16 protein-coding genes are annotated in these 13,513 nt (G+C 60.5%); 7 read left to right on the forward strand and 9 right to left on the reverse strand.

The features are described 5' to 3' along the window. Positions 1-17: 17 nt before the first annotated feature. Together P8L30_06395 and P8L30_06400 are read right to left on the reverse strand one after the other, a co-directional pair. Entirely contained in the window at positions 18-1,250 is a 1,233-nt protein-coding gene (locus P8L30_06395) for an amidohydrolase family protein (protein MDG2239813.1), read from the reverse strand. Positions 1,251-1,252: 2 nt separating this feature from the next. Next, the gene (locus P8L30_06400; GenBank protein ID MDG2239814.1) at positions 1,253-2,899 is read right to left on the reverse strand and encodes a M1 family aminopeptidase; all 1,647 of its coding nucleotides are present in this window, start codon (positions 2,897-2,899) and stop codon (positions 1,253-1,255) included. Between the two features lie 158 nt (positions 2,900-3,057). Between P8L30_06400 and P8L30_06405 the strand changes: the two genes are divergently transcribed. Together P8L30_06405 and P8L30_06410 are read left to right on the forward strand one after the other, a co-directional pair. Further along, the gene (locus P8L30_06405; GenBank protein ID MDG2239815.1) at positions 3,058-3,255 is read left to right on the forward strand and encodes a type II toxin-antitoxin system VapB family antitoxin; all 198 of its coding nucleotides are present in this window, start codon (positions 3,058-3,060) and stop codon (positions 3,253-3,255) included. Continuing rightward, a complete protein-coding gene (locus P8L30_06410) occupies positions 3,252-3,665 on the forward strand; it encodes a PIN domain-containing protein (protein MDG2239816.1) in 414 nt (137 codons plus the stop codon). The genes P8L30_06405 and P8L30_06410 overlap by 4 nt, the downstream gene beginning before the upstream one ends. 65 nt (positions 3,666-3,730) lie before the next feature. Here the strand turns inward: P8L30_06410 and cysK are convergent, their stop codons facing one another. Next, the gene (gene cysK / locus P8L30_06415; protein MDG2239817.1) at positions 3,731-4,696 is read right to left on the reverse strand and encodes a cysteine synthase A; all 966 of its coding nucleotides are present in this window, start codon (positions 4,694-4,696) and stop codon (positions 3,731-3,733) included. A 150-nt stretch (positions 4,697-4,846) separates the two neighbouring features. On the opposite strand from cysK, the gene P8L30_06420 reads away from it, so the two are divergent. Then, on the forward strand, positions 4,847-5,719 hold the full coding sequence (locus P8L30_06420) for a dienelactone hydrolase family protein (protein MDG2239818.1): 873 nt from the start codon (positions 4,847-4,849) through the stop codon (positions 5,717-5,719). A 55-nt stretch (positions 5,720-5,774) separates the two neighbouring features. On the opposite strand, the gene P8L30_06425 is transcribed toward P8L30_06420, so the two are convergent. The 4 genes from P8L30_06425 to P8L30_06440 all read right to left on the reverse strand — a co-directional run bounded on the left by P8L30_06425 (position 5,775) and on the right by P8L30_06440 (position 9,587). Next, complete coding sequence (locus P8L30_06425) at positions 5,775-6,191, reverse strand: DoxX family protein (GenBank protein MDG2239819.1); 417 nt, start codon at positions 6,189-6,191, stop codon at positions 5,775-5,777. 13 nt (positions 6,192-6,204) lie between these two features. Beyond that, positions 6,205-7,128 carry an arginase gene (rocF, locus tag P8L30_06430; protein MDG2239820.1) on the reverse strand — a complete coding sequence of 308 codons (924 nt, stop codon included), beginning with the start codon at positions 7,126-7,128 and terminating at the stop codon, positions 6,205-6,207. Positions 7,129-7,240: 112 nt separating this feature from the next. After that, positions 7,241-7,924 (reverse strand): DUF1707 domain-containing protein, encoded by a 684-nt coding sequence (locus P8L30_06435; protein ID MDG2239821.1) that lies wholly within the window; start codon positions 7,922-7,924, stop codon positions 7,241-7,243. 7 nt (positions 7,925-7,931) lie between these two features. Beyond that, a complete protein-coding gene (locus tag P8L30_06440) occupies positions 7,932-9,587 on the reverse strand; it encodes an amidohydrolase (protein MDG2239822.1) in 1,656 nt (551 codons plus the stop codon). A gap of 209 nt (positions 9,588-9,796) precedes the next feature. Between P8L30_06440 and P8L30_06445 the strand changes: the two genes are divergently transcribed. Continuing rightward, the gene (locus P8L30_06445; GenBank protein MDG2239823.1) at positions 9,797-10,183 is read left to right on the forward strand and encodes a hypothetical protein; all 387 of its coding nucleotides are present in this window, start codon (positions 9,797-9,799) and stop codon (positions 10,181-10,183) included. A 58-nt stretch (positions 10,184-10,241) separates the two neighbouring features. Here P8L30_06445 and P8L30_06450 read toward each other — a convergent pair whose 3' ends face one another. After that, the gene (locus P8L30_06450; GenBank protein ID MDG2239824.1) at positions 10,242-11,420 is read right to left on the reverse strand and encodes a M20/M25/M40 family metallo-hydrolase; all 1,179 of its coding nucleotides are present in this window, start codon (positions 11,418-11,420) and stop codon (positions 10,242-10,244) included. 191 nt (positions 11,421-11,611) lie between these two features. Between P8L30_06450 and P8L30_06455 the strand changes: the two genes are divergently transcribed. Beyond that, on the forward strand, positions 11,612-11,782 hold the full coding sequence (locus P8L30_06455) for a hypothetical protein (protein ID MDG2239825.1): 171 nt from the start codon (positions 11,612-11,614) through the stop codon (positions 11,780-11,782). Between the two features lie 95 nt (positions 11,783-11,877). Here P8L30_06455 and P8L30_06460 read toward each other — a convergent pair whose 3' ends face one another. Beyond that, positions 11,878-12,111, reverse strand: a complete 234-nt coding sequence (locus P8L30_06460) for a ferredoxin family protein (protein MDG2239826.1) — start codon at positions 12,109-12,111, stop codon at positions 11,878-11,880. A 113-nt stretch (positions 12,112-12,224) separates the two neighbouring features. On the opposite strand from P8L30_06460, the gene P8L30_06465 reads away from it, so the two are divergent. Together P8L30_06465 and P8L30_06470 are read left to right on the forward strand one after the other, a co-directional pair. Further along, positions 12,225-12,737 carry a hypothetical protein gene (locus P8L30_06465; protein MDG2239827.1) on the forward strand — a complete coding sequence of 171 codons (513 nt, stop codon included), beginning with the start codon at positions 12,225-12,227 and terminating at the stop codon, positions 12,735-12,737. Beyond that, on the forward strand, positions 12,737-13,510 hold the full coding sequence (locus tag P8L30_06470; GenBank protein ID MDG2239828.1) for a carboxypeptidase-like regulatory domain-containing protein: 774 nt from the start codon (positions 12,737-12,739) through the stop codon (positions 13,508-13,510). Before P8L30_06465 ends, P8L30_06470 begins: the two co-directional genes overlap by 1 nt. The last annotated feature ends 3 nt before the right edge of the window (positions 13,511-13,513 follow it).

Consider the following 13,513-nt stretch of genomic DNA (forward strand, 5'->3'; position numbering starts at 1 on the left):
ACCTTCTTCGCGTCGAGTCACCCCGCGGGCCTCCGGTAGATCTCTCCGCCCTTCATCACAAAGACCGTACTCCGAAGCGCATTGATGTCCTGGAGCGGATCACCGAGGACCGCGATCACATCTGCGTACTTCCCCGCAGCCAGGTCGCCCACATCCGGTATTTGGAGAGCCTCAGCAGCACGGGACGTGGCACTGACGATCGCGTCCTTGGTCGACTGGCCCGCCTCGACCCGACGCACGAATTCGATGGCCGTATCTCCCGACCACACCCATCCACGATTGGCGTCAGTGCTGAAGATGATCGGGACGCCCCGCTCAACAGCGGTGGTGAATATCGCCGTCCGTGGCGGGAGCAGCCGCGCGGTCCACTCCAGCGCCTCCTCCGAAAAGCCCATGCGGTCGCCGTTCGCAAGGTAGTACTCCGACAAGTACAGGTTCGGTGAATAGAACGCCCCCCGTTCGATCATCAGATCGAGAACGGTTTCGTCGACCAGCGATCCGTGTTCAATAGTCCGGGCCCCGGCCTCAATGGCCCGTCGCGCTGCCTCGGCGGCGTGTGCGTGCGCCGATGTCGGAAGTCCCGCCTGCGAAGCCTCGTCGATGGCCCACTCCAGCTGTTCTTGGGAGTAGTTGGGGGTGCCCCCGGACCGACTGCTACGGCTCGCGAAGATCTTGAGCCAGTCGATTCCGGATTCGATACCCCTGCGAACAAAAGCTCGGACTTCTTCCTCCGTCGCGACTCCTTCGTCAACGCGGTCGCCCTCCGCGGCGACCACGACCCCGTCCGTCATGCCCTGGCCGGAAACGAGCAATCGCGGACCGGGGACGATTCCGGCATTGATGCCGTCTCTGAGGAGCACATCGGAGAAGTCGGGACTGCCGAGTGTTCTGACCGTGGTAAACCCGCTTAAGAGAAGGGCTTCGGCCGAAGACGCCCCCACGATACCGGTCTCCGTATCCCGTGGCTCGCCCGCAAAGGCGTACGTGATGTGTACGTGACTGTCGATCAACCCAGGCAACAACGTCACGTCGCCCAGATCAATAACCTCAACATCGCCCGCGGCGTTAACCGCGGAGCCTACTGCCACAATTCGGTCACCACGAATCAGGACCTGAGCTGGCGAAATCGGTTCTCCGAGACCGTCGATCCCCCGATCTGCAGTAAGCAGAACGTCTTTCGGCCCATCCGCTGGAGCGGCACAAGCCGCAACAGACATCAGCGTCGCCGCGACAACGGCCCGCATACGCATCACTACCGCCCCCTCGGACCGAAGTCCGACTGAAAGAGCGCCCAGGTATCTGGATCCAGGCGGACATTCACCGGCTCACCGGGCACGGAGATCACAAAACGTTGTAAATCGCCAGTGATTTCAACGGTTTCCATTACATCTGCGATCTGATCACCGTCCATGTCGACCCCGATCTCGAGCGGCATCACGAACGAACCGACGTCTTGGACCTGATTCAGCTCGACCCGGACCGCCTGGGCAGTCTCATCGTAGACCCACCAGCCTTGGAGCGACGGATTGCCTCCCTGCCGAAGCCACTGATCGAAGAACACCTGATGATCCTGACCTGAGGCCTCTTCCATGACCTCCATGAACTGATCCGTGGAAGTCGTTCCGTTCATATAACGAGCGTAGTAGGTCCGGATTCCCTCCCAAAACGCCTCGTCCCCCATGCGTTTCCGAAGCATATGGAGGACCCAGGCACCCTTTTGGTAGGTAATTCCGCTGGTAACGAGCGCCATGTCAGCCAAATCGTCATGTACGATGCGGTATTCCGGGGCATCCACGTACATCGGCCAGATCCGGTCGGCAGCCTGCTGAAGTCCGGAAACGAAATCGTCCCGACCATACGCGTGCTCTCGGTAGAGCAGCGTGAAGTAGGTGGCGAAGCCTTCACTCAGCCATACGTCGTCCCAGTCGGCCTCTGTTACCGCGTTTCCGAACCACTGATGTGCGATCTCGTGGATGACGACGTTCCGCCACCTGTCCGTGCGCTCGCCGGTGACAGAGTTATCGCTGTACATGATGGCGGACGCCGCCTCCATGCCTCCGCCTGTGGCCGGCGATGTGATGTTCGCCAGCTTCTCGTAGGCGAACGGCCCCACATACTCGTCGTAAAACTCGAGGACCTGTTTCGTGGGGACGGCGAAGTCGTAGAAGCCTGCGTCCCGGTCCTGAGCATAGACCCAGGTTTGGATCTGCTTGCCCTGGAAGTCGTCCACTTGTTGGACGGCGAATCGGGCGACGCCGAGCACGAAGAGCCACGGCGAGATGGGGACCGACTGCTTCCAGTGCGTCAGGCGGTTCCCGTTGCCGAGGTCCGTCTCTTCGAGAACGAGTCCGTTCGACACGACCTGATAATGGGCCGGAGCAGTGACCAAGAATTCACTCGTGGCCTTCTCACCGACGTGGTCCACGGTCGGCAACCAATTGTGAACTCGGTTAGGCCAATTGTCGCTGAAGAAGGTCCGGTCACCGTACTTGTTCGGACCGATCTGGAGGCCGGCTACCGGAACCCCACGGTAGTCGATCGTGACGCTCACGCGTCCCCCAGCCCGACCCGTCTCGGCGAGGCGGATGTTGAGGACGTCAGACCGGTGTGTGAAGTCCAAAGAGGCTCCGTCGGACATCACCGAAAGGACCTCCATTCCCCGGCCACCTGAGGCGATCGACGTCAGGTCCAGCGGCAAGTCGACAACGCCACTTCCGGTGAACAGAACGGTCACGGTCGCACGCCCGGCGATCTCGTCCGAGTCGTCAGCAAGCGCGAGCTCAAACCGGTAGTGCTCTATGTCGATTCCGATCCGGCGGGGGTAGTCGTCAGGCGTACTCGACGACGCAGCCGCCACCAATACGAGACCAATGACCAATGCAGAACGCCAAGCGCGCATGGAGCCTCCAAATGGATGTGGGGCGAGGAACATGCCCCTCCAGCGGGCTGCCAGCAACGGCTTCGTTTGCCGGCAACCCCTAACGGGGTAGTCATGTTGAATCGATCCTCGATTGTGTAACTTATTGTGTGACTTTTCACACATCTATGGAAACGACGATGGCCACGAACCTCGCGTTGGACCCCGATTTACTCGAAGAAGCCTTTGTTGTCAGCGGTGAACGCACGAAGAAGGCGGCGGTCACGAAGGCTCTGAAAGAGTTCGTAGCGCGCCGTCGGCAAATGGATATCCTCGACTTATTCGACGCCTTGGACTGGGACCCCTACGACTTCAAGACCAAGCGTACACGGTCGTGAGACTCCTCGTAGACACCTCCGTGTGGTCTCTCGCATTTCGCAACAACGCCCCGTCCACGCTCCCCAAGATTCGCAGACTCGCTCAGGCGCTCCGGGAAGGTGAGCAGGTGTTCACGACGGGGCTCGTCCTTCAAGAACTGCTCCAAGGCTTCCCTGACGACGAGGCTCGCGACCTGATTCTGGAGCGCTTTAGTGTACTCCCGCACGTCGTCCCGGACGGACGAGACTACGTGGACGCGGCTGAGCTCCGCCGCCGGCTAGCGTCGGAAGGACTCCGTATCGGAACGATCGATGCCCTTCTGGCTCAGCTCTGCCTGAGGCACGATCTGACGCTCCTCACGACAGACCTCGCGTTCAATCGTGTCGCGGAGATGACGTCGCTGTCGGTCGTGCGGGGAGGGGCAGCGTAAAGGGGGGAACCGGTCACCCTGTCCGCCCCCTTTCGCCACGCACATCGCTGCCCGTTGCGGACCGTCTAATCGTCCGAGAAGAGGTCCGTCGAGACGTAGCGCTCAGCGAAGGACGGCAGCACTACGACGATCGTCTTGTCGTCCATCCCAGCGCGCTTGGCAATCTGAATCGCAGCCCAGATCGCAGCCCCTGCGGAAATCCCGCAAGGAAGCCCCTCGACCTTCGCGACGTCCCTCGCCATCGCGAAAGCATCCTCGTTCACGATCGTCATCACTTCGTCCACGAGGTCCATGTTGAGAACGTCGGGTGCGAAGCCAGCACCAATGCCCTGGATCATGTTCCCAGGGCCCGGTTCACCTCCGGAGAGGACCGGGCTTGTCACCGGCTCGAGGGCAACAGAGTGGAGGTTCGGGTTCTTCTCTTTCAGAACCTCGGACACCCCGGTGATCGTTCCGCCGGTCCCGACGCCTGACACGAAGACGTCCACCTTCCCGTCCGTGTCATTCCAAATCTCGAGCGCAGTCGTCCGCCGGTGCACCTCAGGATTGGCCGGGTTCACGAACTGACCGGCTTGGACTGCACCGTCAATTTCCTCCGTGAGACGATCCGCAGCGGCAAATGCTCCGCCGATTCCTTCCGCGGCCGGCGTCAGCACGATTTCAGCGCCCAAATGCTTCATCATCTGCACCCGTTCGACAGACATCGTCTCCGGCATCGTCAAAATGCACCGATATCCCTTGGATGCGGCCACGAACGCCAGTGCGATCCCAGTATTTCCGGATGTCGGCTCCACGATCGTGGAGTTTTTGTTCAGAATGCCTTGTTCTTCCATTGCTTCGATCATGGCCACCCCGATGCGGTCTTTCACGGAGCCCAACGGGTTGAAAAACTCACATTTGAGCAGGATGTCAGCGCCAACACCGTACTTCTCCTTGAGTCGCGGCACACGAACAAGGGGTGTGTCACCCATAGTCGCTGCAAAATCGTCATAAATCCGGCCGCGGCCGGGCTCTCGTTGATGTACGGACATCGGAAACCTCTTCTCGGGTGATTTTGATCTCTAAATGGTGTCTACATGGATTACAGGAAAGGGGTCGCAGGGGATCAGTTGCGTAAAAGAGGCCCTGGACCTAATCCTGCGCTCAGCGACATCACCCTCCCGTACAGACAATTTCAAGCCATGAAAACCCACCGACGCCTACTATCAGCCGCCGTCCTCTCCCTTCTCGTGAGCGCGTGCGGTGGCACAGAATCCCCCGATCAGGCCGCAGAATCCGAAGCAGCCCCGGAGCCCCGCGTAGCCTTAGCTCCGACCGCTGAGGGACAACTACCACCCTCGATCGTTGGCGAGGGCGGGGACCTCCAAGGCCAAGACGTCCACTATTTGGACGGTGACGCCGCTACCACCGGATACCTGGCCATCCCTGAAGGTGCCGGCCCCTTCCCCTCTCTTATCATCATCCACGAATGGAACGGGCTGACCGACCGTGTCCGCCAGGTCGCAGACGATTTCGCCGCGGAGGGGTATGTCACACTCGCCGCAGACTTGTATCAGGGGCGGGTGGGGTCGTCCAGTGACGAGAACATCGCGCTCATGCAGGAAGCCAACGCGAAAATGCCTACCGTCGTCGCCAACCTGGACGCCGCCGTCGGGTTTCTGAAGACGCGCACGGACGTTTCGGGCCAAGTCGGCGCCATGGGTTGGTGCTTTGGCGGGGGAATCGCGCTGTCATTCGGACTCGATGGCGTCGACCATCAGGCCACGGGAATCTTCTACGGGCGCCTCGTGGACGACCCCGAAGTTCTCGCGAACATGGATCACGAGGTGTACGGGACCTTTGCAGCGGAGGATTCCGGTCCGTCCCCCGAACAGGTGTCAGGATTCGAGACCGCCCTTCGCGCAGCTGGAATCGAGAACGATCTCCACATCTACGACGCGGTCGACCACGGTTTCTGGCTGAGGGTGGACGGTGACCCCGACCTACGCGCAGCCCCCGCGCTGGATGCTTGGGAGCGCCTAAAGGCCTACTTGGACCGCACACTAGGCGGCTGAGGGGGAGCGGTTCGCCTGAACGAACCGAGCGGTGACCATGAAGGCCGGGGGGGTGTCAGCCCTCGGCCTTCGTTCTTTTGCGGGCCGCTAGAAGGCCGTCCAAGCTGAACGAACCCCCTCCGTTCGCCGCTAAGAAGAGAAACGTCCAGCAAAACAAGACGGGAAGCTCCCCGCCATTCATGTAGGGGACCCAACCGCGTGAATGATGAGCGATGAAATAGGCGAACATCATCTCACCCGCGAGAACAAAGGCAACCGGCCTGGTGAAGAGTCCAACCAGGATCAAACCACCGCCGTACAGTTCGAGAACTCCTGCGAACCACCGCCGCGTCATGAACTCCGCGACGCTCTCGGCACCAAACATCATGAGGAGTTTCTGGGCCCCGTGCTGCATGAACATCAACGCAACCACGATGCGAAGCGCGTTCAGAAAGAAGTGCGAAACGCCGGAGCGTGAGCCTTCACTGGTCATTAGAAGTCCTGAGTTAGAGAATGCTCTTCCCAAGAGCAGAGGCCACGAGGCCAACACCGAGAACTGCGGTGTGGTTCCTGTCATCGAGTACCGGATTCAATTCTACCATCTCGAAACTAACCAACCCACCCGAGCGGGCAGCCTTCTCACACACCAGGTGGGCCTCCCGATAGGTGAGCCCTCCCTGAACTGGGGTCCCCACTCCAGGCGCCTCGCGCGGATCGAGTGAGTCCAGATCGAATGAGACGTGGAACCCGCCGGTTCCAGCGTTGGCGCGCTCCAGCGCCTCATCCATACACACGCTGACGCCACGGTCGTCGATCTCCGACATCGTGAACACCCGGACTCCAAGCTCAGAGACGAGCGCCTTCTCGCCAGCGTCCAGCTGCCTCGCACCCAGGACGCTCACGTTCTCGGGCTTCACCGCCTGATCGCGCCCGCCCAATCCAACCAACCGTTCGTCTCCATGTCCCATCAACACCGCCAAACTCATCCCATGGATGTTGCCACTGGGAGACGTATGAGGGCGGTTCATGTCCGTGTGGGCGTCGACCCAAATGAGACCGATCGATTCGTCTCGTTTTGCGTACTCAGCCGCCACCGCAGCCACTGATCCGATGGAAAGCGAATGATCTCCTCCAAGGATGAGAGGCATGCACCCGTCCTCCATTCCCTTTGCGACCCGGTTCCGGGTACGCTCGGCCACATCGACGATCTCCGTGAGGAAGCGGAGCGTGCTCTCGCCCGTGTCCGTCGTCTCGAACCCGCCGGCGGTCACAGTCCCCGATTCGAGGACTCGATGCCCAATGGACTCCACCTCAGCGGTGATCCCAGCAATGCGCAGTGCCGAAGGACCCATGTCCACGCCTCGCCTCCCCGCGCCAAGATCAATGGACACAGAGATCAGAGCGATGTCGCGCGGAACAACTTCAGTCATCAGGGTCACCCAAGCGGAGGTTATTCCTCTACGCGCACACCGCCTCAAAAGGCCACATAGTCCTTGATGTGCGCGGCACGATCCTTCGGATCAGGATAATACCACGCGGCCCCTAGGGTCTGCCGCCCTTGGAGAGCCGCCGTTGCTCTTTTCGCTCGAGTTTCCTACGACGTCGTGCGTCCCGCGCAGTCTCACCCGAGTGCCGGGTCGTTACATGCACCCCACCCATACACGCGATGCCGGTAATGCGTAGCGTGGGCGCGTGAGGGTCAGTCGTATGGATGTTGTCTCCCGCATGCTCGAACGCACCCAGGATCGCGATTCCATGACTCTCGACATGGAGACCCGGAGGCACAATCACCTCCACTCCCCCCCACATCGTGTGGACCTGCAGCTCCGTGATTCCCGGTCCCATCACGGCATCTCGGAAGTCGAGCTCAGCTCCACCCATGACAGCCACCGCGATGTTCTTTCGGGCTGGACTCCACCGCCCCTTCTTCGCACTACCACCAAGCACCGCGACCACAAACTTACGGTCCTTCACCGGGGCAGCCGCCAGGACCATCGGAGCGGGGGCGGGAACAGCTACCTGCTGAGCGACTGACGGAAGGTTGCCACCCGGAAGGTCCTGTAGGAGCTCCTTGAGGTCCTCCACGGATTTCGCGGAATGAGCCGCATCCACGCGCTGCTCAAACTCCTCGACGCTCATGATGTCGTTCGCAAAATGCTCGCACAGAGCATCGATCGTGACCTGCCGCGTGTGCGCGACCGGTTTTGGGCCCCCGTCTTCCGTCATCCTCTCGCTACTCCCCGCCCGCCGGGTGTTCGTAAACCACCTCGCCTTCCACAATCGTCAGGTCTACGTGCACCGACCCGAGCTCCTTCTCATCTATCAAGAAGATATCCCCAGATAGTACCGCAAGGTCGGCGAGCTTCCCTGGTTCGATGGTTCCGACTCGCGCCTCCATGTATCCAGCACGCGCAGCAGCCGATGTATAGGCTATCAGACTCTCCTCGAGTGAGATGCGTTCCTGAGGAATCCACCCGTTCGGATTCGCCCCATCCAAGGTTCGCCGAGTCACCGCCGCATCGATTCCTTCCACGGGATCGAGAGGCGCCACGGTCCAATCAGAGCCGAAAGCGACAGTCGCTCCAGCATCGAGTAACGAACGGAAGGCATAAGTCGTCTTGATCCGTTCCGGCCCAATCCGTTTTTGCGCCCACCGTCCATCGTCGGCGGCATGATAGGGCTGCATGGATGCGATCACACCCAACTCAGCGAACCTACCGAGTGCGCCGGGACTAAGGTGCTGCGCGTGTTCAATGCGGAACCGTCGATCTCTGGGCCCGTGGTCCCCAATGACATCCTCGTACACATCTAGAAGCCAGTCATTCGCTTTGTCACCGATCGCATGGACGATTACATGCATTTCGGACTCATCCGAGGAACGAATCCAACTCGCGAGTTCGGTCGTGTCTGTGGTCATCAGGCCCGCGGTTTCGGGCTCATCGTCATATACGTCGTAGAACCAGGCGGTCGTCGAGCCCAATGAGCCGTCCACAAACGCCTTGAGGCCACCCCACCAGAGACGGTCGTCACCGCGGCCGTTTTCGGCCACGTAGTCCCGCATACGTTCCCACGTCGCCATAGGCACCACGGAGTAGACCCGCAGAGGCAGGTCGCCCGATGCGTGCGCCCGCTGATAGGCCTCGAGTCCAATCCAGTCGTAGGCCATGTCATGGATCTGTGTCACCCCCAACGAGAGGGCGTGAACAGCCGCCGCCTGGAGCGCGCGATCCACTTCCTCATCGGTGGAAGCTGGTATCGCAGCATACACGCAGCTCATGGCTTCGTCCTTGAGAACCCCTGTCGGTGCGCCTGAAGCGTCTCGCTCGATCGCTCCACCTGCCGGGTCCTCCGTCTCCGTGGTTACACCGCCCGCCTGTAGCGCCCGAGAATTGGCTAGGGCCATGTGCCCGTCGAGTCGCTGAACGAAGACGGGATGATCTGGCGTCAAGGCATCGATCCAGTCGGTCCGAGGCAGCTCGCCACCCCACGTCTCATGGTCCCAGTCTCCGCCGGTGATCCACGTCCCAGCCGGGACCGAGCTGGCAAACTCAGAGATGCGTCGGGCGAATTCTTCCGGAGAATCGGCATCGCGCAGGTCGACGGATGCCAGTTGGAATCCCCCGGCAATGAAGTGCGTGTGCGCGTCGATGAACCCGGGTGTGAGGGTCCGCCCCTGCAGAGAGATGACTGTGGTCTCGTCCGAGACGAATACGTCAATTGCGGCGTTAGACCCCACAGCGAGAATCTCACCGTCCTTAACGGCAACAGCCTCGGCCCGCCCCGCACCCGCGACTCCCGTCCAAACCACACCGTCTCGCAGCACCAAGTCCGCCATCTCGTCCTCGGGGTCCACGCACGCAGAAACAGCCGCGCACTCAAGAATTGTCAAAACTGTTTGGATCCGCATGCTGCATTCTGGTCGATGAGCAAAGAGCGCACGGTGGACGTACTTCGCCGGGGTCCCGCCTGACGGGGAGGTTATCCGAGTACCTAGCGGCGAGCAAGAAATCCGCTGAGCCTTCCACAGTGGCGAAAGCAAGTAACCGCAAGCATAATGTTCACGTTGGGATGTTCACTCAAAAGAGAAGGAGTCAGAGTATGCGAGCAATAACGTCCAGGCGGCTATTGATAGCTTCATTCGCCCTGGCCATCGGCCTGGCCGGCTGTGCGAGTGGTGGCGGCAGCGGTGGCGGTAGTGGTGGTGGCAACCCAAACCAACTGACGAACGAAGCCCTCCAGCAGGTCGTAACTGGCGACGCGTACCAAGCGATCCAGCGGATGCGCCCTCGATGGCTGCAGTCACGTGGCGGGAACTCCGCAAACGTCTTCGTGGACGGATCGGAGCGTCAAGGCGGACTCCAAGTTCTACGCGGGTTACCTGTCGCAGATATCGAAGAGATGCTCTACATGAGCGCAAGTGAGGCGACGACCCGCTACGGCACCGGGCACCCTAATGGACTCATCTTGATCATGACCAAGAGGTGACGCCGCGCCTACCCTGAACGAATCTGCGCCGGATCACTCAGTGGTCCGGCGCTTTTTCTTATTCGGCCGCCAGACCTCGAGCGAAGCTCTCCAACACGTCCGCGCACGAGGAGATCTGTTGCGCTTGGATCCACTCGTCCTCGGTATGGGCTTGTGCGATATCTCCCGGCCCGAAGCAAACCGCCGGCACTCCGGATTCGTTTAGGAACGCCGCGTCGACCCAGGCGGTCATCCCTTCGACTTGAGCTTCGATAGCGTGATGATCGATCGCCGCTAGCAACCCTTGAACCAATTCGGAGGAAGTCGCCACCTCTGTGCCAGGTCGCTCGAGCGTCATCTTCAGGGTACCGTCGAGCGACTCTTCTTCGGTCCGCAGTTCGGACAAAACCGCCTCGAATTCCTCCATGACTGTCCCGGGCGCTTCGCCAGGCATCGTTCGCCGTTCCAACATGAGCGTGCACCCCTCCGGATAAACGGATTCCGCCGAGCCTCCGTGAATGGTCCCTGCATGGAAAGACCCGTACTGAAGAAGAGGGTGAGCGGGTCGCGCCTTCAGGTCGTCTGCATAACGATCGAGTGCGGCCAAGTAGAGGCCCGCATGTCGAATCGCATCCACGCCGATCTCCGGCCGCGAGCCGTGTGCGGCCCGGCCGCGGAAGTCAGCCTCGATCCACACGAATCCTTTGTGGGCTGGCATCACCGTGAGGCTGGTGGGCTCACACACCACGGCCATGTCCGCCCTCACTCCCGACTTTACTAAGTGAGCCATCCCCACGCTGGCGTATTCTTCATCCGCAGTGAACGCCACAATCAGATTGGGGCGGGGTCCGCCGTTCGCGAGTCGACGGGTGGCGGCGAGGATCGACGCAACGCCGCCTTTCATGTCACACGAGCCTCGGCCGAGCACCTTACCGTCGACCAACTCCGCTCCGAAGGGTGCCGTCGTCATCCCCTCGACACCCACCGTGTCTAGGTGCCCATTCAGCAGAAGTGAGGGGCCGCTCCCTTCGAGCCGTCCGATCACGTTGTACCGACCCGGCTCGACCTCGACGATCTCGGTTTCCAAACCCCAATCCCGAAGCCACGAGCAGGTGAGGTCAGCCATCGCCCGTTCACCCACTCCTCCAGCGGCCAAAATCGGGTTCACCGAGGGGGTCGCCACCATCACTCGGCACAGCGCAACAGGGTCTCCGGCCGCAGCGGCCTCCTTCATCTCAACACTTATGGAATCGGACATGTCTCCCTAACCGGAACGGATTTCTGAGCCACCCTCTCGAATCTGTGGATCAAAGGGTGGTAATGCATCGAGCGGTAAAGTCGTAAATCATTGAGAACACACGACCTACAGAACTAGTTGACTCGTCGTTTATTCGGCACGGTTCCTGCTAGTGTCGGGCAACGAAGGAAGCCACGCCAGAGAGGAGAGTCATGAAGAAAATCACGTTCGGATTGATCGGCGCGCTGGCGGTTGCGACAACCGTCATGCTGTTGCGTCAACAGAAGCAGGTGGAGCAGCAGGATCGTCCCGGCCTCGTGCCCGCAGGCGAATCGCAGCCCGCCACTCTCTCGCTGGATCGCATGCGAGAGCTCGGCCTCTAGTTCGGCCGGCCACCTACGGTCATCGGTGGCACAAAAAAACGGCGGAGGAGCTTCAGGGCTCCTCCGCCGTTTTGTCTTTCTAGTCTTACGTCGAGTTACTCGAAGTGAGTCTTGTTCTTCTCGACGTAGTTCGTCCACTCGGGCGGCACATCCGTGTCGGGGAAAATCGCCTGGACCGGACATTCGGGCTCACAGGCACCACAGTCGATGCACTCGTCTGGGTGGATGTAGAACTGGTCGGCGGCGTCGTAAATGCAGTCCACCGGGCACACCTCGACGCAACTCGCGTCCTTAGTCTCGATGCACGGTTCAGCGATGATGTAGGTCATGACTCCGATTATCCGTTTGTGTCACTATGTGAACGACAGCGCCGAACTTGTAATCAAAGCCCGAAAGCGAGGCAAGACAGGCTCCAGCGGTGTACTAATTCGAGCATGGCAACGTGGGGACACCGTCGACGTTCACCATGGTGGCGTCCGAGTGCCTCACCGAACGATCCGCTCCGGGGTCGGGCGCCATCGCCGGCTGGGTCAGCGATAGCTCGTCGGGTATGGGCATGCCCGGAGCCCAAGTGACACTTTCTTGGGACGTCCGAGGCACGGATGCTCCAGGTCGGCAACAGCTTCAGGCCCACTCCGACGGATGGTATTTGGCCTGTGATGTGCCGGCTGACATACCCATTTCTGTGGACGCTCGACTCTTTGATCGCCAAGCGAGACTTCGGGAAGTCTCAGTACCGGACGGTGGAAGCACCGAGGCGGGCATTGTCTTCGACGAACTAGAGTCGATGCTCGTCTTCCTAAACGGGGCGCGAGTAAGTAATACTGACATGTTATATGAGCTTCCGCCTGACGCGATTGACCGTATTGTCATCTACAAGCCGGTGGAGGCTGGAAACTTGTTCGGACTCGGCGCAGGAAATGGTGTGATCGTGATTTATACGAAAGGCAACTGATGCGGACTCTATCTCGCTACGCGTTGCTATTCGGCCTGCTCGGGTTGGCGACGAGCGGACCACTCGCGGCCCAGGATGAGGAGCCCGTCGGGGAGACTTTCACAGTCCAGGGCGAAGTACTCGACGCGGTGAATGGACGGCCCCTCGTGGGTATCCTCGTCACGATGCACGATCTGTGGAAAATCACCCGGACGGACGAACTCGGTTACTTCGAGATCCCCGACGTCCCCGTGGGAGCACACGAGCTTGGCGTCTACGGTCTCGGGTACCTCACGTTCGAGTCTTACATGGAGTTTGTACCGGACGAAATTCTGGCAGTGAAAATGGACCTGGCTCCAATCGAGCTCGAAGGCATCGAGGTCTCGATTCTGTCGAACTCGGCTGAGGAATACCGCTCGTTCGGAACCCGATACGACTTCATTGGCGGCGAGCTGATGGAGGACTTCCGCCTCAAGTACGGGCACATCACGGACATGGTCCGCGCGCGTTTCCCCGGAGTCCGCGTGCACGACATGGGCGGACCCATGTCGAGCCTTTGCGTGATCAGTACTCGCGGTTCGTCCTCTCCGTCAGATGGAAACTCGGTTTGTGCGATGGTCCTGATCGACGGGCTCGAGCAGCCCGGCGAGGTGGCCGCATCTCTTGGCCCCGAAGAGATCGCTTCGATCCGTTTCCTGTCGCGGCTTGAAGCGCGACTCATATACGGCGAACTCGGGAAGTACGGCATTCTGCTCGTTGAAACGGTCGCGGGCGAACGTAAAAGGAACCGCTAAGCT

The sequence above is a fragment of the Longimicrobiales bacterium genome, assembly GCA_029245345.1.
Taxonomy (GTDB): domain Bacteria; phylum Gemmatimonadota; class Gemmatimonadetes; order Longimicrobiales; family Gaopeijiaceae; genus CALFPJ01.